Origin of the sequence: Phenylobacterium montanum, from assembly GCF_018135625.1 — a bacterium.
In the GTDB taxonomy this organism is placed as follows: domain Bacteria; phylum Pseudomonadota; class Alphaproteobacteria; order Caulobacterales; family Caulobacteraceae; genus Poindextera; species Poindextera montana.
Map to the genome: position 1 here is coordinate 2,019,897 of NZ_CP073078.1, position 25,238 is coordinate 2,045,134.

The window sequence follows — 25,238 nt, forward strand, 5'->3', positions numbered from 1 at the left end:
GGTTCCGTTCGGGCGGCGGTGATGACATCATCTGAATCGATCAGGTTCCGCGTCCAGGCCGTGCTCGGCCTGCTGGTCATAGCGCTGGTCACCATCTGCGCCTTCTCGGCGGAGCACGCCTTCGAGCGACGGCAGCAGGCGCGCCGGGTTATGGCCCTGACCGAGGTCTCCCGCGACCTGTTCACCGCGATGAACGCCCTGCGGCTGGAACGCGGCGCGACCGACGGGCTGTTGCATACGCCCGGCGAGCCGACGGCGGAGGACATCGACTACAAGGTCCAGATGCGCCGGCGCGCCACCGCCGAACTGGACAAGGCCCTGCCCAAACTGAGGGCGATCACGCCGGGCGGCGATCCTTACGGCGAGTCCGAGATCGCCCGCCGGCTGGCCCAGGTCGTCACGCTCAGGGACCAGGCCGACGCGGCCATCAGCCTGCCGCCGAACCAGCGGCCAAAGGGCCTGCCGGAACAATGGTTCAACGGCGCCACGGCGCTGACCGGCGCCATTACCGAGACCACCGAGCGCCTGGCGGCCGAAGTCGGACGGACGGACCCTTTCATCGCCGAGATGATGAACATCGGCCAGTTGGCCTGGTCGGCCCGGGCGGAGGCGGGCACCGACAGCCTGCTCTGGGGGCGCGCCAGCATCGTCGACAAGCCGTTGACGCCTGAGCAACGCGACCAGTTCAGCGCCCTGGTCGGCCAGGTCGACATCCAATGGTCCGACCTGATGGCCGACGCCCTGCACAAGCAGGCGCCCCCTGGCGTGATGGCGGCGATCCGCAAGGCCGAGCAGATCTATTTCGGCCAGGATCGGGGCATGCGCACCGAGATCCTGAACGCCCTTATCGCCGGCAAGCATTCGCCGGTGACGCCGGCGCAGCAGCGGGCGCTGAATACGCCTGGGCTCGAGAGCCTGATGGGCGTGGCTTCGGCCGCCTTCGACGAGGCCACCGCCCGCGCGGGACAGCAGGCCGACGCCGCCCAGCGCCAACTCTACGCCGCCCTCGGCGTGATGCTGGTGGCCATCGCCTTCGGCCTGGGCGCGAACCTGTTCATCGGCGCCCAGGTTCTGCAGCCGATCGGCCGCATCACTGCGGCCATGCGCTCGGTCGCGGAGGGTGAGCTCGAAACAGAGATCCCGGACACGGCGCGGCGGGACGAGGTGGGCGAACTGGCCCGGGCCCTGAGCGTGTTCCGCGCCAACGCGGTGGCCAAGCAGCGAATGAACGAGGAGCTGCTGCAGAGCCGGATCGCCGAGGAGACGGCCGAGGCCTCATCCCGCGCCAAGGCCGAATTCCTGGCCAATATGAGCCATGAGATCAGGACGCCCCTGACGAGCGTGATCGGCTTCGCCGGCCTTCTGGCCAAGACGCCGGAATTGCCCGAAAAGGCGCGGGTCTACATCAGCCGCATCATCACGGGCGGCAAGGCGCTGCATGCGCTGGTGAACGACATCCTGGACTTTTCGCGCATCGAGGCCGGTCAGATCGAACTGGAGCCCCTGCCCCTGGCCCTGGAGCCGTTCCTGTCTGAGACCCTCGACCTGGAGCGGCCGGAAGCGGAGGCCAAAGGCCTGGCCCTGCGGCTGGAAATGGCGGAGACGGCGCCTGAGGAACTGGTCGTCGATGGCGTCAGGCTGCGCCAGGTGCTGATGAACCTGGTCGGCAACGCCATCAAGTTCACCGCCGAGGGTTCGGTGACCCTCTCGGTCAGCCGCCCCGGCCCGGGCAAGGTGCTTTTCAAGGTCGTCGACACCGGCTCGGGCGTCGCCGCCGAGCACGGCGAAAGGCTGTTTCAGCGCTTCTCCCAGGTCGACGCCTCCAACACCCGCCGTCATGGCGGGGCGGGCCTGGGCCTGGCGATCTCCAAGGGCCTGGTTGAACTGATGGGCGGCGAGATCGGGCTGCACAGCGAGTCCGGCAAGGGCTCGATCTTCTGGTTCTCCCTGCCCGAACCCAAGGCTAGCCGTGGCCGCGAGGTCGAGCCAGGCGCCGAGTCCGGCGTCAGGCTCGGCCAGCTGCGGGTCCTGGTGGTGGACGACGTGGCCACCAATCGCGAACTGGTGACGGCCATGCTATCGCCCTACGCCGCCAGCCTGCGCGAGGCCTCCAACGGCGCCGAGGCGGTGGCCGCGGCCCAGCGCGACAGGTTCGACGTGATCCTGATGGACCTGCAGATGCCGGTGATGGACGGCATGGCAGCCGCCCGGGCGATCCGCCGCTCGCCGCTGAACGCCGACACCCCGATCCTGGCGGTCAGCGCCAATGTGATGACGCCCCAGGTGATGGCCTGCGCCGACGCCGGCATGAACGACCACATCGGCAAGCCGATCGACCCCGCCGAACTGCTCAGCAAGATCGGCCGCTGGACGACGCAAGCGGCGGCTTAAGCCCCGTCGGGCCCTCGGCCGTTCAGGAACTTCACCATCAGAAGGTCGTCGCTGTAGCCATTGGCCCCCTTCAGCGCCTGGGGTTCGCGGCCGTAGGCGACGAAGCCGAGCCGCTCGTAGAGGCGGATGGCGGCGGCGTTGGTGGTGTTGGCGGCCAGCAGCACCTGCTCGACCTCGCCGGCGGCGTGGTCGAGAACGGCCTGGACCAAGGCGCCGCCGATCCTGTAGCGGCGGGCGGCGGGATCGACATACATGCCCCAGAGGGTGCCCTTGTGGCTCAGTTTGGGCCCGGCTTCGCGCACGAAACCGGCAATGCCGACCAGGCGGCCGTCGAGAAAGGCGCCGAACACCGCCAAGTTGCTCATCAGCCCTTCGAAGTGCGCGAGGGGGCGCTCGGCCTCCACCTCCCACACGGCGGCGAAGGCGTCGGGCGCTTCGGCGAGGCCAGCCAGGCGGATGGCGCGGTAGGCCTCGGCGTCCTCGCGGCCGAGGCGGCGGACGAGCGGCTGGGGCTCGCTCAAAGCACGGCGCCCTTGCCGCTGGTGACTTCGCTATAGCGATGCACGCGCACGGCCTGCACAAGGCCGAAGCCGACCATCACCGTCAGCATCACCGTCCCGCCATAGGAGAGCAGCGGCATGGGCACGCCGACCACGGGGGCCAGGCCCATGACCATGGCCCCGTTGATCAGCACATAGAGGGCGAAAGTGGCGGTGACCCCGGCGGCGCTGAGCCGGCCGAAATGGCTGTGCGAGATCGAGGCGATGCGCAGGGCGATCACCACCGCGGCGCCATAGAGCAGCAGCATGGAGATGCAGCCGACCAGGCCGAACTCCTCCGCAAGGGTGGCGAAGATGAAGTCGGTCTGCTTCTCCGGCAGGAAGTCGAGCTGGCTCTGCGAGCCCAGGCCATAGCCCTTGCCAAGTATGCCGCCGGAGCCCAGGGCGATCTTGGCCTGAAGGATGTGGTAGCCGGAGCCCGACGGATCGTTTTCGGGGTGTAAGAAAGTAAGAATGCGGTCGCGCTGGTAGTCCTTCATCACGAACCGCACGAAGATCGGCACCAGGGCGACCACGCCCGCCGCGCCCGCGGCCATGAGCTTCCATGACAGGCCCGCAAGCGCCACCACCGCTGCGCCAGTCAGCACCAGCAGGATGGCGGTGCCGAGGTCGGGCTGTTTGGCCACCAGCAGCGCCGGAGCCATGATCATGCCGGCAGGGATCAGGAGCCACCAGGAGAGCCGCGCCTTGTCGGCCGAGAGCCCGTGATAGAAGCGCGCCAGGCCGAGCACCAGGCCGATCTTCATGATCTCGGACGGCTGGATCTGGATCGGTCCGGCTTGCAGCCAGCGTGTGGCCCCCAGCGAGGAGTGCCCGAACTTGATCACCAGGATCAGCAGCATGAAGCCCAGCCCGTAGACCGGATACGCCAGGGCGAACCAGACGCGCAGGTCCACAAGGGCCAGCCCCAGCATCAGCAGCAGGCAGAGGCCGAAGCGGATCAGTTGCTTGGCGGCCCACGGCTCCCAAGAACTGCCGGCGATGGAATAGAGCATCAGCCCGCCGGCGCCGGCGATCAAGCACAGGATGGCGGTCAGGGCCCAGTCGATCTGACCGAACTTGATCACGGGCCGGTCGCGTTCGCCGGGGCGGGTCAGGGCGCTGGAGGTCATTCGGAGACGCCCTGGTCGGGGTTGGGGCCGGCGACCCCGGTCAGGGGCCCGCCGGTGGGCGGCGGTGGCGCGGCGCCGTCGGCTGGGCTGGCGGGGATATCCGGCATGGGCATGGGCTTTTCGATCCGCGCACGGATCTCAGGGTCCTTGAGCAGGGCGACACGCATGATCTCGCGCGCCTTGGGCGCGGCGGCGTCAGCTCCAAAACCGCCATGCTCGACCAGCACGCTCATGGCGTAGCGTGGGTCATCGAAGGGCGCGAAACAGATGAACCAGGCGTGGTCGCGCCCGGCCCAGGCCCCGACCGCGCCGTGGGCGCCATGGCCGCCGGCCGTATAGTTGTGCGCCTGGGCGGTGCCTGTCTTGCCGGCCATCCGGATCGGCCCGAGGCCCAGTTGGGCCGCCGCGCCAGCCGTGCCGCCGGCCTCGGTCACCGCACCCATGGCGGAACGGACGAAGTCGATGTGCTCCCTGGCGAGCGGCAGGTCCGGCGCCTCGGCCCCCGAGGGCTGCGCCACCCCGCCGATGGAATGGATCAAGCGCGGGTTGATCGCCTTGACGCCGTTGGCCAGTCGCGCTGCCTGTACGCACAGTTGCAGGGCGTTGACGTTCACATAGCCCTGGCCGATGCCCATGCTGGGGGTCTCGCCCGGGTGCCAGACCGGATCGTGCGGGAAGTGCTTACGCTTGTAGCTGGTGTCGGGGATCAGGCCCGGCTTTTGCCCCGGAATGCCTATGTCGTGGATTTCTCCCAGGCCGAACCTGCGGGCCACGGCGGCGATCTTGTCCGGGCCGATGCTGAGCGCACACTGATAAAAATAGATGTCGCAAGAGGTGGCGATGGCCCCTCGCAGGTCCTGGGCGCCATGGGCCTTGTCGCAGTGCCAGACCCGCCCGCCCCAGGGCCAGGACTTGCCACACACGTGCACGGTGCGCGGATCGTAGCCATTCTCCAGCGCCGCCAGGGCCACCAGGGTCTTGAAGGTCGAGCCCGGCGGATAGGTGGCGGTCAGCGCCTTGTTCAAGAGCGGCTTGTGGTCGTACTGGGTCAGGGCCTGATACTCTGCGCCGCTGAGCCCCGAGACGAACCGGTTGGCGTCGAAGCTGGGGCCGGAATACATGCAGAGCACGTCGCCGGTGCGGCAGTCCATCATCACCGCGGCCCCGGATTCGGCTCCGAACACCTCCAGCGCCTTGTTTTGGATGTCGGCGTCCAGGGTCAGCTCGACCGTCTTGCCGGGGACCGGCTTGATATCGCCGAGCGGGTCTTCGCGCACCACCTTGCCCTTGGCGTCGACCTCGACCTTCTGCCCGCCGGCCTTGCCCCGCAGGTCCAGGTCCAGGGCCTTCTCCACCCCCTGCTTGCCGATACGAAAGCCCGGATTGAGCAGCAGGGGATCGGGATTGGGGCCGGCGGCCTTGATGGTGGCGTCGGTGACCTTGGAAACGTAGCCGACCACGTGGGCGAAGGCCCCGCCGAAAGGATAGGTGCGCGCCTCGCCCATGTCGGCCTGCAAGCCCGGCAACTCTGGCGTGCGCACGTTCAGGCGGGCGAACTCGTCCCAGCTCAGGTCCTCGGCCAGCACGACCGGCACGAAGGTCTGGGCGTTTTCGATCTGGCGCGAGAGTTGGCGGCGCTTTTCCGGCGGGATCGGGATCAGCTGGGCTGCGGCGTCCAGGGTCTGGTCCACGTCATCGACCTGGTCCTTTTGTAGCAGCAGGCGGAAGTTGGGGCGGTTCGAGGCCAGTTCGACGCCATTCCGGTCTACGATTCGGCCCCTCGGTGGCGGCACCAGGCGGAAGTTGTACTGGTTGGCGGTGGCTAGGGTCTTGTAGCGGTTGTTCTCGATGATCTGCAGATCGGCGAGGCGCGCGCCGAGCGCGAACAGGCCCGCCGTGACCACCCCGCCCATGATGAAGGCGCGCCGATGGAACACGCCCTGGCGCTCGTTGACTTCGTTGAAGAAGATGGCGGGTTCGGTCATCGGAAACGGACGTCCGCGTCCTCGAACCGTTCGATCAGACGCCGGGTGAAAGGATAGAGCAGGGCTGTGGCGAAATATTGCCAAAGGACCGCCATGGGGCTTGGGAAAGCCAGGGAATCCACGGCCGTCAGCAGGTAGCCGACGGCGAAGGCCAGAGCGGTCGCGCCGAGATAGGAGCCCAGGCGCGCGAACTCGCTCTGACCGGTCATCATGCTGCGGGCGCTGAGAACGACGGCGTAGGGCGCGATCAGGCAGACGGCCCACAGGCCCGCCGGCCCGCCCCAGAAGAGGTCGAGGAAAAGGCCGATCACCAAAAGGGCGAAGGGCGCCAGCACCGACGGCCGGATCACCGCCCAGGCGAAGGACAACACCAGGGGAAACACCGGCTCGGGCAGGCTGAAGCCCAGCACCCTGATCGGTATGGCGAAGATCAGGGTGGCCAACACGCACCACAGCGCCGGAAGGCCCAGCCACCGCCAGGCGACCAACGGCCTTGCGGCTTCCATCATGCTCACGGCGTCGCCCCGGGCGCAGCGGACCGAGCGGGCTTGAGAGCGGGTTTGGCCGGCGCGGCGGCCGGCTTGGTCACGGGTTTGGCCGCCGGCTTGACGGGCGCTGACGAGACCTGAGGCGCCGGTCCAGTCGGCGCAGGCACAGTGGCGGCCGGCGACGCCTTGGGCTTGGGCTGCTCCAGAAGCTTGATCGCCTCGGCCTGGGCCGGCGCCAGCGGCGGCAGGCTGCTTTCGCCCAGGGCCTTCTGGTCGGCGAACTGGGAGAAATCCTTGAATTTCAGGATGCGCACGAAGTCGATGGCGGCGAAATCGGAATCGAGCCGCACCCGCCAATTGCCGTCCAGCCCCATCACCGCCACGCCGACCGGCAGGCCGCGCGGGAACACCCCGCCGTCGCCTGAGGTCAGGATGCGGTCGCCGGCCTTCACCGGATTGATCCCGCGCATATAGGCGAGCTTGGGATTGGGTCCCCCTTCGCCGGTCAGGATGGCGCGGGCGTTGGTGCGGTCGACCATCACCGGGGTGCGGCTGGCGATGTCGGTCAGGAGCAGGACGCGGCTCGCGCCATGGGCCACGCCCACCACCCGGCCCACAAGGCCCCGCTCGCTCATCACCGGATTGCCGATGGCGACGCCCTGCTCAGAGCCCACGTCGGCAAGGCGGGTGTTGGAGAAAGGCCCTCGCGCATCCAGCACCACATGGCCGGTGACCATCGGGATCGGCGGGTCAGTCTTGAGGTTCAAAAGCGCGCGCAAGCGCTGGTTCTCGTTGTTCAGCGCGATGGCGGCGTCGCGGTAGCGCTCCAGCTCGATATTTTCTTTGCGCAGGGCCTGGTTCTGGCCGATGGCGAAGAAGTAGCCCTTGATCGCGTCTATGCCGCCGCCGGTCCAGCGCACCGGGGCCGAGACTACTCCGCCCACCGGCGCGGCGACGCTGTCGACCACGTTCTTGGTCGCGCCATAGGCTTCGGCTTGCAGGGTCTCGCGCCGATCGCCGATCAGGATGGCGACCGCAATCACTCCGGCCACCAGCACGGCGACGCTGGCGGTCCAGATCAGGGGCGCCTTCAGATCGGCGAAATGGCTGTCTCTCAGGGACAAACCGGCGCCTCGCGGGAATCAGGCGGAACTAGGGGAGAGTTTAAACCCTAGGAGAGGGACGATTCGAGGACGCCCTTCATCCATTTCGGATGTTCGAGCACCTTGCCGCAGCCCAGCGCCACGCAGGACAGCGGGTCGTCGGCCACCATCACCGGCAGGCCGGTATGGTCGCGGATCTCGGAATCCAACCCGCGCAGCAGGGCGCCGCCGCCGGTCAGCATGATGCCCTTGTCGGCGATGTCCGAGGCCAGTTCCGGCGGCGTCGCTTCCAGGGCCACCTTCACCGCCTCGATGATCTGGGCCACCGGCTCGGCCAGGGCGTCCGACGCCTGCTTTTCCGAGATGCGCACCTCGCGCGGCACGCCCTGCATCAGGTCGCGGCCCTTGACCTCGATCGCCAGGCCCTCGCCGTCGGCGGGCGAGCGCGCGGTGCCGATCTCCTTCTTGATCCGCTCGGCGGTGGTCTCGCCGATCAGGAGGTTATGGTGGCGGCGCATGTAGCTGATGATCGCCTCGTCCATCTTGTCGCCGCCCACCCGCACGCTGCGCGAATAGACGATGCCGGACAGGGACAGCACGGCCACCTCGGTGGTGCCGCCGCCGATGTCGACCACCATCGAGCCGGTCGGCTCGTGGATCGGCAGGCCGGCGCCGATGGCTGCGGCCATCGGCTCGTCGATCAGGCCGACGCGGCGCGCGCCGGCGTTCAGGCAGCTGTCGTTGATCGCCCGGCGCTCGACCGCGGTGGCGCCCGACGGCACGCAGACGATCACCTTGGGATTGGTGAAGGCCTTGCGGTTGTGCACCTTGCGGATGAAGTACTTGATCATCTCCTCGGCGACTTCGAAGTCGGCGATGACCCCGTCGCGCATCGGGCGGATGGCTTCGATATGGCCCGGCGTGCGGCCCAGCATCTGCTTGGCGTCGATGCCGACGGCATGGACGACCTTACGGCCGCCGACATTGCGCAGCGCCACGACCGACGGTTCGTTCAGCACGATGCCCTTGCCCTTCATGTAGACGAGGGTGTTGGCGGTTCCGAGGTCGATGGCGATGTCGTTGGAAATGACGCCGAACAGGGACGAAAACATTTAGAGCCTTGACGCCTTTGGAGATGTCGACACGGGGGGCGGGCGCTGAAAGCAAGGGATGAACCTTCGCCGCGCCCGATAAACGCAGTCAACGGTCCCCCTTCCGACAGAGACCGCTCCCTGTGCACCGCAAATGATTGGATTTCAAGCGTCTAAGTGGGCCTTGGCGCCGCAGTCAATTAAGCGTGGTCAACAGAACCCCGATCAGGACCGCCCCGCCGGCCGCGATCTGGCGCGGATGCAGCCGTTCACTGAAGAAGCGCCGGCCGGCTATGGCGGCCATGGGCGCCTCGACCACGCCCACGGCCCGCACCGGCGCGGCGGCCGAAAGAGCCAGGGCGATGAACCATCCAGCCGAGGCGCAGGCGCCGCAGAGCCCGGCGCCCAGGGACTGGCGCCAGCTGCGGAACACCGCGGCCAGGGCCTTGCGGTCCCGCAAACCCAGCCAGATCAACAGCCCCAGGGCTTGCATGGCCTGGACCACCACCACGCTGGCCACCGCCGAATAGATCGGGTGCTGCGGCTCCATGGCCAGGGAGGCGTGGCGGAAGGCGTTCAGCGAAAAGCCGAAGAAGAGGCCGGAAAGTAGGCCGAAGGCGGCGCCCGAAAGCGGCTGCTCGCCGGTGGCGCCCTTAGGCCAGGTCAGCACCAATAGGCCCGCCGTGGTCACCGCGACCCCGCCCCAGGCCAGGGGGCTCAAATGGTCGTGATAGACGGCGAGGCCAATCAGCGCCGCCAGCGGCAGGGAACTTTGCTGCAGCGAGGTGCCGACGGCGAATCCCGCGCGGCGCATGGCGACCAGCAGCGCCGCCGTCGCCAGCACCTGGGCCAGGGCGCCGGTCACGGCCGCCTGCCAGAAGGCCGGGGTCAGGTGCGGCCGCGCGGCCGGCGCCAGGGCCTGGGCGACCAGGGCGAACAGGATGGAGAACGGCAGGCCGAACAGGAACCGGACCAGGGTCGCGCCCCAGGGCCCGGTCTGCGGCATCAGGCTGCGCTGCAAGCCGTTGCGGGCGACCTGGAAGCCGGAGGCCAGGACGGTGGCCGGGATCCAGAGAAAGTTGAGCATTGGTGTCTCGGGGAAATGTGACCGCTGCGCACCGGCGCCCCCCCTCCACCGCTTCGCGGTCCCCCTCCCCCAACGGGGGGGAATGATCACGACAGGCGCAGCTGTAATTCCTCCCCCGTTGGGGGAGGGGGACCACGCGCAGCGTGGTGGAGGGGGCTCGCCGCTACTGCGGACCTAGCTCGCGATCTGGGTCGGCGGGGCGGTCTTTTCCTGGCGCAGGATCAGGCTGTTGAGCGCGTTCACATAGGCCTTGGCGGCGGCGACCAGGGTGTCGGTGTCGGCGGCCATGCCGGTGGCGATGTGGCCGGCGTCCTCGAGCCTGACCGAGACCTGGGCCTGGGCGTCGGTGCCTTCAGTGACCGCGTGCACCTGGAACAGGCGCAGCACGGCGGCGTGCGGGGCCACCTTGCGGATGGCGTTGAACACCGCGTCCACCGGGCCGTCGCCGGTGGCGGTCGCCGAGCGTTCGGCGCCGTCGACGGTCACGGTCAGGTCGGCCTGCTGCGGCCCCTCGGTGCCGGCCACCACGCGCAGGTGGGTGATACTGATGCGTTCGGCGGCTCTGGCGAGGGCGTCGTCGACCAGGGCGACGATGTCGTCGTCATAGACGTCCTTTTTCTTGTCCGCCAATTCTTTGAACCGGACGAAGGCGTCGTTCAGGGCGTTCTGGCCCAGCTCGTAGCCCAGGCCCTTCAGCTTCTCGCGGAAGGCATGGCGGCCCGAGTGCTTGCCCATGACCAGGTTGGTGGCGCCCTGCCCCACGTCCTCGGGCCGCATGATCTCGTAGGTCTCGGCGTTCTTGAGCATGCCGTCCTGGTGGATGCCGCTCTCGTGCGCGAAGGCGTTCTTGCCGACGATGGCCTTGTTGAACTGCACCGGAAAGCCGGTGATGGCCGAGACGTAGCGGCTGGCCTTGGTGATCAGCCGGCTGTCGACGCCGGTGTCGTAGGCCAGGCGGTCGCCGCGTACGCGCAGGGCCATCACCACCTCTTCCAGGGCGGCGTTGCCGGCGCGCTCGCCGATGCCGTTGATGGCGCATTCGATCTGCCGCGCCCCGCCCTGCACCGCGGCCAGGGAGTTGGCCACGGCCAGGCCCAGATCGTTGTGGCAGTGGGCGGAGAAGATCACCGCATCGGCGCCCGGCACGTTCTCGATCAGGTCGCGGAACACCTCGCCATATTCGCTGGGGAAGCTGTAGCCGACGGTGTCGGGGATGTTGATGGTGGTAGCGCCGGCCTTGATCGCCGCCTCGACGCAGCGGCGCAGGAAGTCGCGCTCGGTGCGGGTGGCGTCCTCGGCCGACCATTCCACGTCGCCGCACAGGTTGCGGGCCAAGCTGACCGAGCGGGTCACCTGTTCCAGCACCGCGTCCGGCTCCATCTGCAGCTTGTACTTCATGTGCACCGGGCTGGTGCTGATGAAGGTGTGAATGCGGCCGCGCTTGGCCGGGCGTATCGCCTCGGCGCAGCGCTCGATGTCGCCCGGCGCGGCGCGAGCCAGGCCGCAGATGGTGGATTCGGTGACGGTCTCGGCGATGCGGCGGACGGCGTCGAAGTCGCCGTTGGAAGCGATCGGGAAGCCGGCTTCGATCACGTCGACGCCCATCTCCTCCAGGATCTTGGCGAGTTCCAGCTTCTCGTCCAGCGACATGGAGGCGCCCGGCGCCTGCTCGCCGTCGCGCATGGTGGTGTCGAAAATGACGATGCGTTGTTTGTCGCCGGCTTTAGCGGCGTCGGATACCTGGGAGGTCATGGAAGGCTCGTTGCTGGCTTTGGTTTTGGGCGGCGGGCGGTGTCTGTCATCCCCTGCACGCCCGGCCGCGACGAGGCGCGGCCCCTAGAGCGTCCAGGGGCTGGTAAGGCGCAGCAGAAGCAGCAGGCTCTTGTCCATAGCCTTATCGAATACCGATTCCGCGTCCAGGACGCAAGCTTCTTGCGCCGAACTTGGCTGAGACGGCTTGTCGCGCAAGATCGTTGCGGAAGAGGTCACAAGCATGGAAGGGCTCGCGGCTTCACCGCAGTTCCTCATCCTGAGGCGCCCGCGCAGCGGGACTTGAAGGACGCACTGGCGGTGCCGTGACTGCGTCCTTCGAGGCCCACCGCTCCGCGGCGGGCGCCTCAGGATGAGGAAATCAGGGGCGCCCCGTCACGCCTGCTCGGATCGCCGCTTCAGCCAGATCCGCGCGGCGAAGCCGATGGCGACCCAGGCGCCGACGCTGAGCACGATCAGCAGCACTTCGCGCAAGCCGCCCCCACCCGCCGCCTGCATCAGCGAGCGGCCTGCCATGCCGGTCAGCACGATCTTGGGCACGATGCCGAGCGCGGTGCCGGCGACGAAGTCGATCAGGCGCATGGGGGTGATCCCCGCCGCCATATTGACCACGATGAAGGGCGCCGAAGGGGCCAGCCGAACCAGGAAGCTGGCGACGAAGCCGTTACGGCCGATCATCGCCATGAAGCGCTGTACGCCCTCCCCGGCCACGGTTTCCAGCAGCCGCCCACCGAACCAGCGGCCGAGGCCGAAGCCGATCAGGGACGAGACCATGGTGCCGGCCCAGCTGTAGGCCATGCCGCGCTGAGGCCCGAAGGCGACCACCGCCGCGGCGATCAGGGCCACCTGGGGCACGCCCAGGAAGGCCAGGCCCGCAAATACCAGAACGGCCACAGGCAACGCCCACGGCCCCTGCGCCGCCCCCGCCAGCCAAGCCTTGAGGCTGGCCTCGCGGTCGATCCCCAGGAGCGGGGCGGCGAACAGCAGCACCAGCCCGACCCCACCGAACAGGACGAAGGCGCTGGCCAGCGACCGCCAGGCCTTGGCGTCGAGCTTGGTGAGTCGAGGGGAGACGGTCATTGGCGGCGTATATAGCCGCCGATTGCGCCATTACCTACCCCAGGGGCTGCGGCCTTGCGTTGCGCCCGGGCTCCCCGGCGCGTAAACAGCCGCGGTTTCCAACCATGGGGATTTGCAATGTTCTCCGAGTCCGCCGCCCTGAGCCGCGTCAAGCCGTCCGCCACCATCGCCGCCAGCGCCAAGGCGCGCGCGCTGCAGGCCGCCGGTCGCAACGTGATCTCGCTGGCCGCGGGCGAGCCCGACTTCGACACGCCGGAGAATATCAAAGAGGCGGCGATCAAGGCGATCAGGGACGGCAAGACCAAATACACCGACCCCGACGGCATGCCGGCGCTGAAGGAGGCGATCGTCGCCAAGTTCGCGCGCGAGAACGGCCTGACCTACAAGACCAGCCAGGTGCATGTGGCGCCCGGCGGCAAGCCGGTGATCTACAACGCCCTGGTGGCGACCCTGAACCCGGGCGACGAGGTGGTGATCCCCGCGCCCTACTGGGTCTCCTATCCGGACATGGTGCTGATGGCGGGCGGCGAGCCGGTCAGCATCGCCACCTCGGCGGCCAACGGCTTCAAGCTGCAGGCGGCCGACCTGGAAGCGGCGATCACGCCCAGGACCCGCTGGCTGATCCTGAACTCGCCGTCCAACCCCTCGGGCGGCGCCTATACCCGCGCCGAGCTGAAGGCCCTGGCGGACGTGCTGCTGCGCCATCCGCAGGTCTGGATTCTGACCGACGACATGTACGAGCACCTGGTGTTCGACGACTTCGAGTTCACCACCATCGCCCAGGTCGAACCCCGGCTCTACGACCGCACCCTGACCATGAACGGGGTCTCCAAGGCCTACGCCATGACCGGCTGGCGGATCGGTTATGCGGCGGGGCCGGAGCCCCTGATCAAGGCCATGGGCAAGGTGATCAGCCAGACAACCTCGAACCCCTGCTCGATCTCGCAATATGCGGCGGTCGAGGCGCTGAACGGCACCCAGGAATTCATCAAGCCGAACGCCAAGCTGTTCCAGGGCCGCCGCGACCTCGTGGTGTCGATGCTGAACCAGGCCAACGGCCTGCACTGCCCGACGCCGGAGGGGGCGTTCTACGTCTATCCCTCGTGCGAAGGGACCCTGGGCAAGACCGCGCCCAGCGGCAAGGTGATCCAGAGCGACGAGGACTTCGCCCTGGAGCTGATCGAGGCCGAGGGCGTGTCGGTGGTGTTCGGCGCGGCCTTCGGCCTGTCGCCGTTCTTCCGGATTTCCTACGCCACCTCGAACGCGGTGCTGGAGGATGCATGCACGCGCATCCAGCGGTTCTGCGGCAGCTTGAAGTAGGCGGCCGCGAGGTGCCCCGTTGCGCTAAGGCATTCAAACCCCTCAATGAACCCTTCCCCCTCGATGGGGGAAGGGCAGGGTTGGGGGTGTTCGCGCCGACGGGGACGCTGGGAACGCGGTTGGGCGTTGGAGCTTTTAGCGGCGAATCTTCGGGCGAGAGTTAGCGACCGTGCGCGCTCCTAAGCGGACATTGCGCTGCAGTCCTATGCACGGCACCATCCTCTGATCGCGGGGGCGTTCACGCATGAGCATCATCTACAATTTCTTCGCCGCGCCCGATGAGCTAGCTGAAATTTGGAATTGGATCAGTAGTCGAGACGGCGTGCGGTTGCTGGAAGCATCGTCACAACCAGATGCTCCCAACCGTGAATTTTCGAGTTTCCCGATTGATGAGTTGAAGGCTGAGGGCTGGGTCTCCGTCGTCGCTTGGCCTTCGGTTGTGGGAGGCCAACCTCGACGTCGCGAGGTTACTTTCGGACCCGGGGCTGTGAGTAAAGGCAAAGGACGCACGGAGCTCGTCAGTCCAGCTTTCTTAGCCATCAAGGGCCTTCGACCTCCACGCGAAAATCAAATTGGACCGGCCGAACTCGTCTACGAGACGGAAAAATCGGCGCAGCGAAGCGGTAGATATTCAGACGAGCAGCTTGCCGAAGTGGATTGGAAAGTATTTCAAAAATTTATCAGTTTAGTTCAACGGCACATCGAGGGAATAGCGGCCGCTAAGTGGCGAGCGCACCCTGTACTTCCAGGCATCGCGCAGGAACTCAAATCCACGTCCAAGGTGCTTTGGCTTTGGGGTGACGAGGGAACTATTTCGTAGTTCTGATCGCCACCCGGCGCCGAAGCTGGCTGCGTCCGCTTGAGGGCATGAGCGCCGACGCCCAACCGCGTTCAGGCCGTCACCACCGGCGCGAACACCCCCAACCCTGCCCTTCCCCCATCGAGGCTAGGGTATGCGCACATCCAAAAAATTCCCGTCATCCCGGCCGGAGCGCTCGCAAGAGCGCGGAGAGCCGGGACCCAGCCGATACAAACTTGAAGCTGCGCTTTCTTGCAGCGTCGATGCCGGGGAGGCTGGGTCCCGGCTCTACGCTGCGCTCCGGCCGGGATGACGGTCCTTAGTGAGATGTGTGGATCCGTAAGCCCATCAAGGGGGAAGGGTTCTTCAGGCCGACCGGCTGACCGCGAAATCGGCCAGGTCTTCCAGCGCGGTGCGCCAGGGGCCGGCGAAGCCGCTCAGCGCCTTCTTGGCGGCGCCGGCATAGTCGGCGGCGAGGTTCAGGGTGGCGTCCAGGGCGCCGGTGCGGCTGACCAGGTCCTGGGCCCGGCGGAAGTCGAGGTCGGTCTGGTCGCGGTGGGCGACCGTGCGTTCCCAGAACTTGGTTTCGCTGGGGCCGGTGCGCTCGATGGCCAGGAGCAGCGGCAGGGTAGCCTTGCCTTCGCGGAAATCGTCCCCGGGGTTCTTGCCCAGGGCCTCGGCGGCGCCGTCATAGTCCAGGGCGTCGTCGGCCAGCTGGAAGGCGATGCCGAGCTTCATGCCGTAGTCGCGCAGGGCCTGGCACTTGGCCAGCGGCGCGCCGGCCGAGATGGCGCCGGCTTCGGCGGCGGCGGCGAACAGCTCGGCGGTCTTGGCCGAGATGATCTCCAGATACATGTCCTGGCCGAGGTTCAGCTCGTGCGCCCGGGTCAGCTGCAGGACCTCGCCCTCGGCGATCACGCGCGAGGCCTTGGCCAGCACGCCCAGCGCCGCCATGGAGCCGGCGTCGACCATCAGCTCGAAGGCGCGGGAGAATAGGAAATCCCCCACCAGCACGCTGGACGGGGCGCCCCAGATCAGGTGCGCGGCGACCTTGCCGCGGCGCAGCTGCGAGCCGTCGACCACGTCATCGTGCAGCAGGGTGGCGGTATGGATGAACTCCACCGCCGCGGCGAGCTTCAGGCAGGCGTCGTCGCGGGCGCCGGCCAGGCGCGCGGCGGCCACGCTGAGCAGCGGGCGCAGGCGCTTGCCGCCGGCGGCGATCAGGTGGTCGGCCAGGGCAGGGATCACCGGCACCGGGCTCTGCATGCGTTCGACGATCAGGGCGTCGACCTTGGCCATGTCGGGGGATGCGAGATCCACCAACAGGTCCACCGATCCGGCCGGCCGGGCGACAGTCGCGTGGGCTGCGTCCAAAACTCAAACGCTCCTTGTTGCTGCGGACGGAAGATCGCTGCGATATCCCGTCGCCGCCGAGTGCTCGCCGTTGCCAGGCGACAATGGTGGCGGGATAGGTCAGGGTCAAGGCGAGCACAAGGCGTCTCGCGTCACAGGCATGAACGAAAACGCGAAGTTAGACCGAATTGAAGAGAACCGTGTTCTGGGCAACCGGGTGCGCCTGTTGCAACCGGAACGCGGTTATCGCGCGGGGCTGGATGCGGCCCTGTTGGCGGCGGCCTGCGAGGCGGCGCCCGGCGAGCGGATACTGGACGTCGGCTGCGGTCCCGGCGCGGCCCTGCTCGCGGCCGCGGCGCGCCGGCCCGAGACCGCGTTCGTCGGCGTCGAGCGCGATCCGGCGGCGCTGGAGCTCTGCCGGCGGAACATCGAACTCAATGGCCTCGCGGCCCGGGTCCAGGCCGTCGCCGGCGACGTGGCCGCGGGTTTCCGCAGCCTGGGGCTGAAGCCGTTCGACGCGGCCATGGCCAATCCACCGTTCTTCGACGACCCGGGCGCGCTGAGAGGCCCAGCGCCCGAGCGTGCCGGGGCGTGGATGGCGGACGTCGGCCTGGAGGCCTGGTGCGCCTTCCTGGTCAAGGCGGTGCGCGAGGGCGGGCGGATCACCCTGATCCACCGCGCCGACCGGCTGGCGGACATCCTGGATGGGCTCTCGGCCAAATGCGGCTCATTCCGCATCCGCCCGATCCACCCCTATACCGACCAGCCGGCCAAGCGGGTGCTGGTGCGGGCGATCAAGACCGGCAAGGCGCCGCTGGTGCTGTTGCCGCCGCTGGTCATGCACGACCGCTCGGGCGCGAAACACGCGCCAGAGGCCGAAGCGATCCTCAGGGGCGAGGCGGAGCTGGGGTGGGCTTAAATCCCTTCTCCCCCTGTGGGAGAAGGGGGGCCCGCGCCGAAGGCGTGGGGGATGAGGGGTCGCGCAGACCCTTCCGATGAGGCCCACAAATAGAAACGAGGGGCCAGTGCGACCCCTCATCCTCCCACTCGCTAACGCGAGCGGGCCCCTCCTTCCCCCGCAAGGGGGGAAGGGAAAGACTCAGTTCTTCGCCTTATCCACCAGGGCGTTCTTGGTGATCCAGGGCATCATGGCGCGCAGGCGACCGCCGACTTCCTCGATCGGGTGCTCGGCCGCCCGGCGGCGGATGGCCTTGAAGCTGGGCTGGCCGGCGGCGCATTCCAGCATCCAGTCGCGCACGAAGCGGCCTTCCTGGATGTCGGTCAGCACCCGCTTCATCTCGGCCTTGGTCTCGGGCGTGACGATGCGCGGGCCGGTGACGTACTGGCCATACTCGGCAGTGTTCGACACCGAATAGTCCATGTTGGCGATGCCGCCCTCATAGATCAGGTCGACGATCAGCTTCACCTCGTGCAGGCATTCGAAATAGGCCATTTCCGGGGCGTAGCCGGCCTCGACCAGGGTCTCGAAGCCCGCGCGGATCAGTTCCACGAGGCCGCCGCACAGCACGGCCTGTTCGCCGAACAGGTCGGTCTCGCACTCTTCGCGGAAGGTGGTCTCGATGACGCCCGATCGACCGCCGCCGATCGCCGAGGCGTAGGCGAGGCCGAGGTCCATGGCGTTGCCGGTGGCGTCCTGCGCCACCGCGATCAGGCACGGCACGCCGCCGCCCTTCTGATATTCGCCGCGCACGGTGTGGCCGGGACCCTTGGGGGCCACCATCAGCACGTCGATGGTCGGCTTGGGTTCGATCAGCTTGAAGTGGACGTTCAGGCCGTGGGCGAACAGCAGCGCGGCGCCGTCGCGGATGTTGGGCGCGATGTCCTTTTCATAGATCTCGGCCTGCAGCTCGTCGGGGGCCAGGATCATCAGCAGGTCGGCCCAGGCGGCGGCTTCGGCCGGGGTCATGACCTTCAGGCCCTCGCTCTCGGCCTTCTTGGCCGAGGCCGAGCCGGGGCGAAGGGCTACGGCTACGTTCTTCACGCCGGAGTCGCGCAGATTGAGCGCATGAGCGTGGCCCTGGCTGCCATAGCCCAGGATGACGACCTTCTTGTCCAGGACGCGGGCGAGGTCGGCGTCGCGGTCGTAGTAGACGCGCATGATTTAGTCTCCGGCGGTATGAATTACTCGACGCATGGGAACGAACCCGGGCGAACGAAGGCCGCTTAGGACAATTTTTTTGCGCCTGCGTCAAGCACGCGGCCCAAGGAAACGCCCCGGAAGGCGCCGGGCCTTCCGGGGCTGATCGTCACAGCCGGTTTGGCGTCTCAGTAGAAGGCGCCGTAGATCGACTCGGCGACGAAGCCGTTGGCGATGTTGATCAACAGAACGTCGCCGCCGACCCGCACCCAGGTGTAGCCCCAGGGCGGCGGGGGCAGGCCGTAGTCCCAGTAGTCGTCGACCCAGTAGTCACGGGCGAACCAGCCGAACGGCAGGAACTCGCCATAGACCCATCGGTGATAGTAGAAGCCGCGCTGTGGGTACCAGTCGCCTCGCCAGTGGTAGCGGGATCCAAGGTCGACGACGCGCGGATAGTAGTGGCGATCGTAGCGCGGGGCGCGGCCGCCTTCGGCCATCGGCGCGCCCCAGTTGGGCCGCGGCCCCCGCCCCTCGGGATGGCCCTGCCACCCTGGGGCGCCGCGATTGCCCTCACCGCGATAGCCTTCCCCGCGGTCGCCCTCGTGGCGTTGCCCATCATAGCGCTGGCCACCGTATTGCGGCGCATTCTGCGGCCGCGCGTACTGCGGGTTCTGGCGATAACCGCCCTGCTCGCCGCCGTAGCGCTGGCCGCCATATTGCTGGGGCGCATACTGCGGTGCGGCCTGGGGCCGGGCGGCTTGCGGCGCGGACTGGTAGCCGCCCTGGCGGTAGCCGCCTCCGCCCTGACCCGGCGGACCGCCGCGTGCTTCGCCGTGGGGCACGCCCTCGTTGTGGCCGCCCTGGTGATAGTCGTTCTGCGCGAATGCGCTGGTCCCGCCCAAGAGGGCCAGGGCAGCGGTCGCGGCCAAAAGCGTCTTCATAATCTTACGCCTCCTTTTGGGGCGAGGACTGGCGGGGATCGCATCCCTTGCGAGCCACCTTTTCGCCAGACGGCGCGCATCGAAATTGATTAAGCTCAACAAGCCCTATTTCAACGCCTCAGCCTGAACCGGACTTGAACGGATCGCCAGAGGGACCGTTCAGCCATCTGACGGAGCCGCCGCCATGACGACCCCCGCCGACGTGATCGGTTTCTGGACCAAAGCCGGGCCGGCCCGTTGGTTCGACAAGTCGGACGCCTTCGACCAGGAAATCCGCGAGCGGTTCGAGGCGGCGCATCACGCCGCTGCGCGCGGCGAGTTCGCCGGCTGGGGTGAAACGGCCGAGGGCGCCCTCGCCTTGCTGCTGCTGCTCGATCAGTTCCCCCGCAATCTCTTCCGCGGCTCGGCCCACGCCTTCGCCACAGATCCCCTGGCGCGCCGGATCGCAGAGCGCGCCATCGCCGCCGGCCACGACCTGGCGACCGGGGTTCAGCTGCGCCAGTTCTTCTATCTGCCGTTCGAGCATTCCGAGGCTTTGGCCGACCAGGACCGCTGCCTCGAGCTGATGCTGGGGCTCGACCGCGCCACCGGCGACGAGGACTGGAGCAAGTGGGCCAATATCCACCGCGACATCATCGTCCGCTTCGGCCGCTTCCCCCACCGCAACACCGCCTTCGGTCGCCAGACCACGCCGGAGGAGCAGGCCTTCCTCGACAGCGGCGGCTTCAAGGGCTGAGGCTCAGGCCTCCTCGCTCTCGCCGAGCCAGCCCGCGGCGCGCAGCTTGGCCACCGAGGCCCGGCTGACCGGCGCTTCCAGGCCGTTGCTCAGCCGTAGCGACAGGTTGCGGCCGTTGAAGACCGGCGCCGTGACCGCCTTGCGAGCGACCCACCATGAGCGATGCACCTGCAAGCCGTCGGCGTCGGCCAGCTCGGCCACCGCATCTTTCAGCGAGACCAGGATCAGGTCCGAGCCCTTGGCCGTGTGGGCGCGAACATAGTGGTCCTCCATCTGCAGACAGATGAGGTCGCGGCCCAGGCGAGGCGGCAGGCGGCTCAGGAACCCGGACCCGGCCTCAACCGGCGTCGCAGCGACCGCCAGAGCCGGTTCGGCCGTCTGCGGCCCAGGCGCCTTCGATGCCGGCTGCTCGCGCCGCCGGCGATCCATGAGGAAGTAGTAGCCGAAAGTGCAGGGCTCGGCGATCACCAGGGTGTCGCCATACTGGGCCAGGAGCGAGCCGAAATGGCCGTGGCTGCCGGGCCAGAACCAGGCTCCGAACGCACCGACCGCGAGCGAGGTCGGCAAGGCGCCGATCGCCGCGCTGACCGGCACGGCGAACCAGACGGGCAGGTCCATCCGCTCGGCCAGGCGCAGGCACAGCCGTACGACCAGCGACATCACCGCAAAACCGATCAGAAGCTCGGAGACCCAGTAGGCGACCCTCAGCTCGACCGGCCCGCCATAGTAGCTGCCGAACGGGCCGATCAGGCCGAGAAACGCCCCGATTCCCGCGGCGACAGCCAGATCCCTGGCCCACTCTCGCGGCGCGCCATAAAGACTCGGAAGGTCGCTCATGGCCTCTGTCTAGCGCGGCTTGAAAGCCCCTCGCAATCGTCCGGCCCGTTCGCCCATTCGCCCGGCGGCGAACCGGTTCGCCCGGCGGCGCAGCCGCGGTGGCGCAGTGGGGCCGGGCTGGTGTTTGTCGAGGCCAAGCCAATGGAGCTCCCATGACCGCCGCCACCGACACCCTCGCCTCCGCCGCCGAAGCCGAAGGCCCGAGGACCAACTCGCTGATCCACGCCGGCAAATGGCTGGCCGCCGACATGTTCTCGACCCTGCTGTTCGTCGGCCTCTTCGCCATCACCCACAATGTCTATGCCGCCACGGGCATCGCCATAGCCGCCGGCGTGGCCCAGATCGCCTGGCTGAGGGCGCGCGGGGCCGCCATCGACCTGATGCAGTGGCTGAGCCTGGGCCTGGTGGTCGTGTTTGGCGGCGCCTCGCTGATGACACGCGACCCGCGCTTCGTCATGGTCAAGCCGACCCTGATCTATGCGGCGGTCGGCGCGGTGATGCTGAAGCCGGGCTGGATGCTGCGCTACATCCCGCCGGTGGCGGTGCGCTGGGGCGCCGATGTCGTCAATGTGTTCGGCTATGTCTGGGCCGGGCTGATGTTCGCCACCGGCGCGGCCAACCTGGCCCTGGTGCTGCACGGCGACCCCAAGCTCTGGGCCTGGTTCGTGGGCGTGGTCCCGATCGCCTCCAAGCTCGGCCTGTTCGCGGTGCAGTACGTGACCATGCGCGTGATCATCCGCGGGCGGATCCAGGCGGCGGGCGCCCCCGCCTGATTGCGGAGTGGGCGAGCGGCTGTGGATATCGCAATCTGCGATTCGACCTCCCACCTGAGTCGGCGCCATTGTGCGCCCTCAGCCGCGAGCTCCGCATGAACGCCCATACGCCGATCCCCGAGGCCGCCCAGGCCGACCACCCCGAGCGCCAGTACCTGGCCCTGCTGGCCGACCTCTTGGAACACGGCGTGCGGCGCGAGGATCGGACCGGAACCGGCACCTTTGGCCTGTTCGGGCGGCAGATGCGCTTCGACCTCGCCGCCGGCTTTCCCCTGCTGACCACCAAGAAGTTGCACCTGAAGTCGATCATCCTGGAGCTGATCTGGTTCCTGCGCGGCGACACCAATGTGCGCTGGCTGCAGGAGCGCGGGGTCAGCATCTGGGACGAGTGGGCCGACGAGAACGGCGAGCTGGGCCCCGTCTATGGCAAGCAGTGGCGCTCCTGGACCGCGCCGGACGGCCGCGTGATCGACCAGATGGCCAAGCTGGTCGCCCAGATCAAAGCCAACCCCTACAGCCGTCGCCACATCGTCTCGGCCTGGAACCCGGCCGAGGTGGACGACATGGCCCTGCCGCCCTGCCACTGCCTGTTCCAGTTCTTCGTGGCGCCCGAGGCGGACGGCCCCGGCAAGCTGTCCTGCCAGCTCTACCAGCGCTCTGCGGACGTGTTCTTGGGCGTGCCGTTCAATATCGCCAGCTACGCCCTCCTGACCCAGATGGTCGCCCAGGTCTGCGGCCTGAACGTGGGCGAGTTCGTGCACACCCTGGGCGACGCCCACCTCTATCTGAACCATATCGACCAGGCGAAGGAGCAGCTGGCCCGCGAGCCACGCGCCTTCCCGACCATGCGCATTGCGCCCAGGGACGACCTGTTCGCCTTCGAGTACGAAGACTTCCGGCTGGAGGGCTATTCCGCCCATCCGAGCATCAAGGCGCCGATCGCCGTATGACCGTTCCGATCGCTCTGGGCCCCGTCGCCCGCGCCCGCAACGGGGTGATTGGGCGGGCGGGCGGCCTGCCCTGGCGGCTGAAGTCCGACCTGGCCCTGTTCAAGGCCACGACCCTGTTCAAACCGGTGATCATGGGCCGCAAGACCTGGGAGTCCCTGCCCAAGCGCCCCCTGCCCGGCCGCATGAACCTGGTCGTCACCCGCGACGGCTCCTACGAAGAGAGCCCCAACGCCAAGGGGGCGGTGATCTGCGAGCGCTTCGACGAGGCGGTGCAGATCGCCCGTGAGCAGGCCGAGGAGGACGGGGCGGAGGAGATCTGCGTCATCGGCGGCGCTGACCTCTTCGCCCTGGCCCTGCCCAAGGCCCGGCGCGTCTATCTGACTGAGGTTGAGGCCGAGGTCGAAGGCGACGTGTTCTTCCCCGATTTCGATGAGGCCGGCTGGCGCGAGGTCCGGCGCGAGGCGCACAAGGCTGGCGACGGCGACGACTATGATTTCGTCTTCCGGGTGCTGGAGCGGTAGCGCCAATTGGGGTCCGATCCCTAGCGCCCATTTCAAACGCCTGTTTATATTCCTCCTGAGACGACACGAACACGAGACGTCAGAGAGGAACCGCGCTCATGGACATGCAACTGGTCACCGACGGCCTGGAGTTTCCCGAAGGCCCCATCGCCATGGCCGACGGCTCGATCATCCTGACCGAGATCAAGAAGGGCGTGCTGACCCGCGTGACGCCCGACGGCAACAAGAGCGTATTCGCCGAGACCGGCGGCGGCCCCAACGGCGCCGCGGTCGGCCCTGACAACGCCATCTATGTCACCAACAACGGCGCCTCGTTCCAGTGGCTGGACATGGACGGCCTGACCATCCCCGGCCCCACCCCGCCCAGCCACACCGGCGGCTATATCCAGCGCGTCGATCTGAAGACCGGCGAGATCACCACCGTCTATGACGCCTGCGACGGCAAGCGGCTGGTGGGCCCCAACGACCTCGTGTTCGACAAGACCGGCGGCTTCTGGTTCACCGACCACGGCTGCTCGACGCCGGACGGGCGCAAGTTCGGCGCCCTCTACTACGCCCGGCCGGACGGCTCGAAGATCGTGCGCGCCCGCGACCACTTCGTCTCGCCCAACGGCGTCGGTCTCTCGCCGGCCGAGGACGTGGTCTACATGGCCGACACCAATCTGGGCCGGCTCTGGGCCTTCGATATCGCCTCACCCGGCGAGTTGAAGCCGCAGGAAGGCTTCGCGCCCGGCCGCGTGGTCTGCAACCTGCCGGGCTATCAGCTCCTGGACAGCCTGGCGGTGGAGGCCGGCGGCAAGGTCTGCGTGGCCACCATCATCAATGGCGGGATCACCGCCTTCGACCCGGACGGCTCGACAGAGCACTTCGCGTTCCCCGACCTCGTCACCACCAATATCTGCTTCGGCGGGGCGGACATGCGCGACGCCTGGGTCACCTGCTCGTCCACCGGCAAGCTGTTCAAGTGCCGCTGGCCGCGCCCGGGGCTGAAGCTGAACTTCAACGCCTGAACCTTGTCCGGCTAATCCTCGATCACGATCCGGGGCGGGGCCTTGAGCCCCTCTCCGGCCTCGACCTGCTCCAGCACGGTCCCGGCTATGGCCAGGAAGGCGCGTGCGGCGGCGCTGTCGCCGCCCTGGGCAACCAGGGGCGCGCCGGCGTCGCAGGCTTCGCGAAGGGCCACCTCGATCGGGATCTCGCCCAGGAACGGCGCGCCCAGGGCCTCGGCCGTGCTGCGGGCGCCACCGTGGCCGAAGATCGGGATCGGCGCGCCGGTGACGGGATCGGGGAAGAAGGCCATGTTTTCGATCACGCCCAGGATCGGAACCCGGGTCTTCTCGAACATGGAAACGCCCCGACGCACGTCAATCAGGGCCACCTCCTGCGGCGTCGAGACCACCACCGCGCCAGACAGCGCCACGCGCTGAGCCAGGGTCAGCTGGATGTCGCCGGTGCCCGGGGGCATGTCGATGACCAGAATGTCCAGCGGTTCGGCCTCGGAACCCCAGGCGACGTCGTTGAGCATCTGGTTCAGGGCCGAGGAGGCCATGGGCCCACGCCAGATCATCGGCGCCGCCTCATCGACCAGGAAGCCGATCGACATCACCTTCAGCCCCCAGGCCTCGAGCGGCTTGAGCTTCTTGTTCGCGGTCATCTCCGGCTCGGCGTCGACCCCGGTCATGCGCGGGACCGAGGGGCCATAGACGTCGGCGTCCAGCAGGCCCACGCGGCGGCCCAGGAGGGCCATGGCCGCGGCCAGGTTCACCGCCACCGTCGACTTGCCGACCCCGCCCTTGCCGCTGGCAACCGCCACCACGTGGCGCACATGGGCCGGCTTCATCGAGCCGCTAGGCTGCTGGGCCGGCGGCTGCGCCTGAGCCTGGGCCTCGTTCGACAGGCGGGCGCCGCGCCGCACCCGCACGGTGCCCGGGGCCTGGAACGGCTCGGACGGCGGCCCAGGCTGCGGGCCCGAGACTTCCGTGGCCGTTGTCAGCACCACCTGGGCCTTCTCCACGCCCGGCACCTTGAGGAGGGCCGCCTCGGCCGCCTCGTGCGTCGCGCCGTAGAGGCCGACGTCGGCGCCCGGCACCTCCAGCATGAAGCCGGCGCGACCGGGGCGCACCACCAGGGCCTGGACCAGGCCGGCCGAGACCAGGCCGCGCCCGGACTTGGGATCGGGCACGGTCTCCAGCGCGGCCAGCACCGCACCGCGGTCGGGTTGGACGGGATCGGTCATGGGGATG

Annotated in this window: 23 protein-coding genes; 9 read left to right on the plus strand and 14 right to left on the minus strand. The window is 68.2% G+C overall.

The window, feature by feature from the left end; translation table 11 throughout:
• Positions 1-21 precede the first annotated feature (21 nt).
• The gene (locus KCG34_RS09035) at positions 22-2,391 is read left to right on the plus strand and encodes an ATP-binding protein (RefSeq protein ID WP_211940038.1); all 2,370 of its coding nucleotides are present in this window, start codon (positions 22-24) and stop codon (positions 2,389-2,391) included.
• Here KCG34_RS09035 and KCG34_RS09040 read toward each other — a convergent pair.
• The 9 genes from KCG34_RS09040 to KCG34_RS09080 all read right to left on the minus strand — a co-directional run bounded on the left by KCG34_RS09040 (position 2,388) and on the right by KCG34_RS09080 (position 12,667).
• Positions 2,388-2,912: a GNAT family N-acetyltransferase gene (locus KCG34_RS09040; protein WP_211940039.1), complete on the minus strand. Its 525-nt coding sequence runs from the start codon at positions 2,910-2,912 to the stop codon at positions 2,388-2,390. The genes KCG34_RS09035 and KCG34_RS09040 overlap by 4 nt on opposite strands.
• On the minus strand, positions 2,909-4,063 hold the full coding sequence (rodA, locus tag KCG34_RS09045) for a rod shape-determining protein RodA (protein WP_211940040.1): 1,155 nt from the start codon (positions 4,061-4,063) through the stop codon (positions 2,909-2,911). The genes KCG34_RS09040 and rodA overlap by 4 nt, the downstream gene beginning before the upstream one ends.
• On the minus strand, positions 4,060-6,048 hold the full coding sequence (gene mrdA, locus KCG34_RS09050; RefSeq protein WP_211940041.1) for a penicillin-binding protein 2: 1,989 nt from the start codon (positions 6,046-6,048) through the stop codon (positions 4,060-4,062). Before mrdA ends, rodA begins: the two co-directional genes overlap by 4 nt.
• Positions 6,045-6,557, minus strand: a complete 513-nt coding sequence (locus KCG34_RS09055; protein ID WP_367576033.1) for a hypothetical protein — start codon at positions 6,555-6,557, stop codon at positions 6,045-6,047. The genes mrdA and KCG34_RS09055 overlap by 4 nt, the downstream gene beginning before the upstream one ends.
• Before the next feature lie 2 nt (positions 6,558-6,559).
• Positions 6,560-7,660: a rod shape-determining protein MreC gene (gene mreC / locus KCG34_RS09060; RefSeq protein WP_249138274.1), complete on the minus strand. Its 1,101-nt coding sequence runs from the start codon at positions 7,658-7,660 to the stop codon at positions 6,560-6,562.
• A gap of 47 nt (positions 7,661-7,707) precedes the next feature.
• A complete protein-coding gene (locus KCG34_RS09065) occupies positions 7,708-8,751 on the minus strand; it encodes a rod shape-determining protein (RefSeq protein ID WP_211940042.1) in 1,044 nt (347 codons plus the stop codon).
• A gap of 175 nt (positions 8,752-8,926) precedes the next feature.
• Positions 8,927-9,817 carry a DMT family transporter gene (locus KCG34_RS09070; protein WP_211940043.1) on the minus strand — a complete coding sequence of 297 codons (891 nt, stop codon included), beginning with the start codon at positions 9,815-9,817 and terminating at the stop codon, positions 8,927-8,929.
• A gap of 174 nt (positions 9,818-9,991) precedes the next feature.
• Positions 9,992-11,569, minus strand: coding sequence for a 2-isopropylmalate synthase (locus tag KCG34_RS09075; protein WP_211940044.1), 1,578 nt, complete (start codon positions 11,567-11,569; stop codon positions 9,992-9,994).
• A 393-nt stretch (positions 11,570-11,962) separates the two neighbouring features.
• Entirely contained in the window at positions 11,963-12,667 is a 705-nt protein-coding gene (locus KCG34_RS09080) for a TVP38/TMEM64 family protein (protein ID WP_211940045.1), read from the minus strand.
• 117 nt (positions 12,668-12,784) lie between these two features.
• Between KCG34_RS09080 and KCG34_RS09085 the strand changes: the two genes are divergently transcribed.
• Both KCG34_RS09085 and KCG34_RS09090 read left to right on the plus strand, forming a co-directional pair.
• A complete protein-coding gene (locus tag KCG34_RS09085; protein ID WP_211940046.1) occupies positions 12,785-13,987 on the plus strand; it encodes a pyridoxal phosphate-dependent aminotransferase in 1,203 nt (400 codons plus the stop codon).
• A gap of 244 nt (positions 13,988-14,231) precedes the next feature.
• Complete coding sequence (locus KCG34_RS09090) at positions 14,232-14,807, plus strand: hypothetical protein (RefSeq protein ID WP_211940047.1); 576 nt, start codon at positions 14,232-14,234, stop codon at positions 14,805-14,807.
• 345 nt (positions 14,808-15,152) lie between these two features.
• Here KCG34_RS09090 and KCG34_RS09095 read toward each other — a convergent pair whose 3' ends face one another.
• Positions 15,153-16,160: a polyprenyl synthetase family protein gene (locus tag KCG34_RS09095; RefSeq protein WP_249138275.1), complete on the minus strand. Its 1,008-nt coding sequence runs from the start codon at positions 16,158-16,160 to the stop codon at positions 15,153-15,155.
• Positions 16,161-16,299: 139 nt separating this feature from the next.
• On the opposite strand from KCG34_RS09095, the gene KCG34_RS09100 reads away from it, so the two are divergent.
• On the plus strand, positions 16,300-17,058 hold the full coding sequence (locus KCG34_RS09100; RefSeq protein WP_211940048.1) for a tRNA1(Val) (adenine(37)-N6)-methyltransferase: 759 nt from the start codon (positions 16,300-16,302) through the stop codon (positions 17,056-17,058).
• A 180-nt stretch (positions 17,059-17,238) separates the two neighbouring features.
• On the opposite strand, the gene ilvC is transcribed toward KCG34_RS09100, so the two are convergent.
• Entirely contained in the window at positions 17,239-18,258 is a 1,020-nt protein-coding gene (gene ilvC / locus KCG34_RS09105; RefSeq protein WP_211940049.1) for a ketol-acid reductoisomerase, read from the minus strand.
• 167 nt (positions 18,259-18,425) lie between these two features.
• Positions 18,426-19,178, minus strand: a complete 753-nt coding sequence (locus tag KCG34_RS09110) for an RcnB family protein (protein WP_211940050.1) — start codon at positions 19,176-19,178, stop codon at positions 18,426-18,428.
• Between the two features lie 184 nt (positions 19,179-19,362).
• Between KCG34_RS09110 and KCG34_RS09115 the strand changes: the two genes are divergently transcribed.
• Complete coding sequence (locus tag KCG34_RS09115) at positions 19,363-19,914, plus strand: DUF924 family protein (RefSeq protein ID WP_211940051.1); 552 nt, start codon at positions 19,363-19,365, stop codon at positions 19,912-19,914.
• Positions 19,915-19,917: 3 nt separating this feature from the next.
• Here the strand turns inward: KCG34_RS09115 and KCG34_RS09120 are convergent, their stop codons facing one another.
• Positions 19,918-20,751 (minus strand): LytTR family DNA-binding domain-containing protein, encoded by an 834-nt coding sequence (locus KCG34_RS09120; protein WP_211940052.1) that lies wholly within the window; start codon positions 20,749-20,751, stop codon positions 19,918-19,920.
• Positions 20,752-20,903: 152 nt separating this feature from the next.
• On the opposite strand from KCG34_RS09120, the gene KCG34_RS09125 reads away from it, so the two are divergent.
• The 4 genes from KCG34_RS09125 to KCG34_RS09140 all read left to right on the plus strand — a co-directional run bounded on the left by KCG34_RS09125 (position 20,904) and on the right by KCG34_RS09140 (position 24,005).
• Complete coding sequence (locus KCG34_RS09125) at positions 20,904-21,524, plus strand: inner membrane-spanning protein YciB (protein ID WP_211940053.1); 621 nt, start codon at positions 20,904-20,906, stop codon at positions 21,522-21,524.
• Between the two features lie 95 nt (positions 21,525-21,619).
• Positions 21,620-22,474 carry a thymidylate synthase gene (locus tag KCG34_RS09130; RefSeq protein WP_211940054.1) on the plus strand — a complete coding sequence of 285 codons (855 nt, stop codon included), beginning with the start codon at positions 21,620-21,622 and terminating at the stop codon, positions 22,472-22,474.
• The gene (locus KCG34_RS09135) at positions 22,471-22,995 is read left to right on the plus strand and encodes a dihydrofolate reductase (RefSeq protein ID WP_211940055.1); all 525 of its coding nucleotides are present in this window, start codon (positions 22,471-22,473) and stop codon (positions 22,993-22,995) included. The genes KCG34_RS09130 and KCG34_RS09135 overlap by 4 nt, the downstream gene beginning before the upstream one ends.
• A 98-nt stretch (positions 22,996-23,093) precedes the next feature.
• Positions 23,094-24,005 (plus strand): SMP-30/gluconolactonase/LRE family protein, encoded by a 912-nt coding sequence (locus tag KCG34_RS09140; protein WP_211940056.1) that lies wholly within the window; start codon positions 23,094-23,096, stop codon positions 24,003-24,005.
• An 11-nt stretch (positions 24,006-24,016) separates the two neighbouring features.
• Here the strand turns inward: KCG34_RS09140 and KCG34_RS09145 are convergent, their stop codons facing one another.
• Positions 24,017-25,231 (minus strand): Mrp/NBP35 family ATP-binding protein, encoded by a 1,215-nt coding sequence (locus KCG34_RS09145; RefSeq protein WP_211940057.1) that lies wholly within the window; start codon positions 25,229-25,231, stop codon positions 24,017-24,019.
• Positions 25,232-25,238: the final 7 nt, after the last annotated feature.

Bases quoted from the DNA above. Each gene is read 5' to 3' on its own strand.
- KCG34_RS09035 (WP_211940038.1), top strand. From the start codon at position 22: ATGACATCATCTGAATCGATCAGGTTCCGCGTCCAGGCCGTGCTCGGC.
- rodA (WP_211940040.1), bottom strand. From the start codon at position 4,063: ATGACCTCCAGCGCCCTGACCCGCCCCGGCGAACGCGACCGGCCCGTG.
- mrdA (WP_211940041.1), bottom strand. From the start codon at position 6,048: ATGACCGAACCCGCCATCTTCTTCAACGAAGTCAACGAGCGCCAGGGC.
- KCG34_RS09055 (WP_367576033.1), bottom strand. From the start codon at position 6,557: ATGATGGAAGCCGCAAGGCCGTTGGTCGCCTGGCGGTGGCTGGGCCTT.
- KCG34_RS09065 (WP_211940042.1), bottom strand. From the start codon at position 8,751: ATGTTTTCGTCCCTGTTCGGCGTCATTTCCAACGACATCGCCATCGAC.
- KCG34_RS09070 (WP_211940043.1), bottom strand. From the start codon at position 9,817: ATGCTCAACTTTCTCTGGATCCCGGCCACCGTCCTGGCCTCCGGCTTC.
- KCG34_RS09075 (WP_211940044.1), bottom strand. From the start codon at position 11,569: ATGACCTCCCAGGTATCCGACGCCGCTAAAGCCGGCGACAAACAACGC.
- KCG34_RS09080 (WP_211940045.1), bottom strand. From the start codon at position 12,667: ATGACCGTCTCCCCTCGACTCACCAAGCTCGACGCCAAGGCCTGGCGG.
- KCG34_RS09085 (WP_211940046.1), top strand. From the start codon at position 12,785: ATGTTCTCCGAGTCCGCCGCCCTGAGCCGCGTCAAGCCGTCCGCCACC.
- KCG34_RS09090 (WP_211940047.1), top strand. From the start codon at position 14,232: ATGAGCATCATCTACAATTTCTTCGCCGCGCCCGATGAGCTAGCTGAA.
- KCG34_RS09100 (WP_211940048.1), top strand. From the start codon at position 16,300: ATGAACGAAAACGCGAAGTTAGACCGAATTGAAGAGAACCGTGTTCTG.
- ilvC (WP_211940049.1), bottom strand. From the start codon at position 18,258: ATGCGCGTCTACTACGACCGCGACGCCGACCTCGCCCGCGTCCTGGAC.
- KCG34_RS09110 (WP_211940050.1), bottom strand. From the start codon at position 19,178: ATGAAGACGCTTTTGGCCGCGACCGCTGCCCTGGCCCTCTTGGGCGGG.
- KCG34_RS09115 (WP_211940051.1), top strand. From the start codon at position 19,363: ATGACGACCCCCGCCGACGTGATCGGTTTCTGGACCAAAGCCGGGCCG.
- KCG34_RS09120 (WP_211940052.1), bottom strand. From the start codon at position 20,751: ATGAGCGACCTTCCGAGTCTTTATGGCGCGCCGCGAGAGTGGGCCAGG.
- KCG34_RS09125 (WP_211940053.1), top strand. From the start codon at position 20,904: ATGACCGCCGCCACCGACACCCTCGCCTCCGCCGCCGAAGCCGAAGGC.
- KCG34_RS09130 (WP_211940054.1), top strand. From the start codon at position 21,620: ATGAACGCCCATACGCCGATCCCCGAGGCCGCCCAGGCCGACCACCCC.
- KCG34_RS09135 (WP_211940055.1), top strand. From the start codon at position 22,471: ATGACCGTTCCGATCGCTCTGGGCCCCGTCGCCCGCGCCCGCAACGGG.
- KCG34_RS09140 (WP_211940056.1), top strand. From the start codon at position 23,094: ATGGACATGCAACTGGTCACCGACGGCCTGGAGTTTCCCGAAGGCCCC.
- KCG34_RS09145 (WP_211940057.1), bottom strand. From the start codon at position 25,231: ATGACCGATCCCGTCCAACCCGACCGCGGTGCGGTGCTGGCCGCGCTG.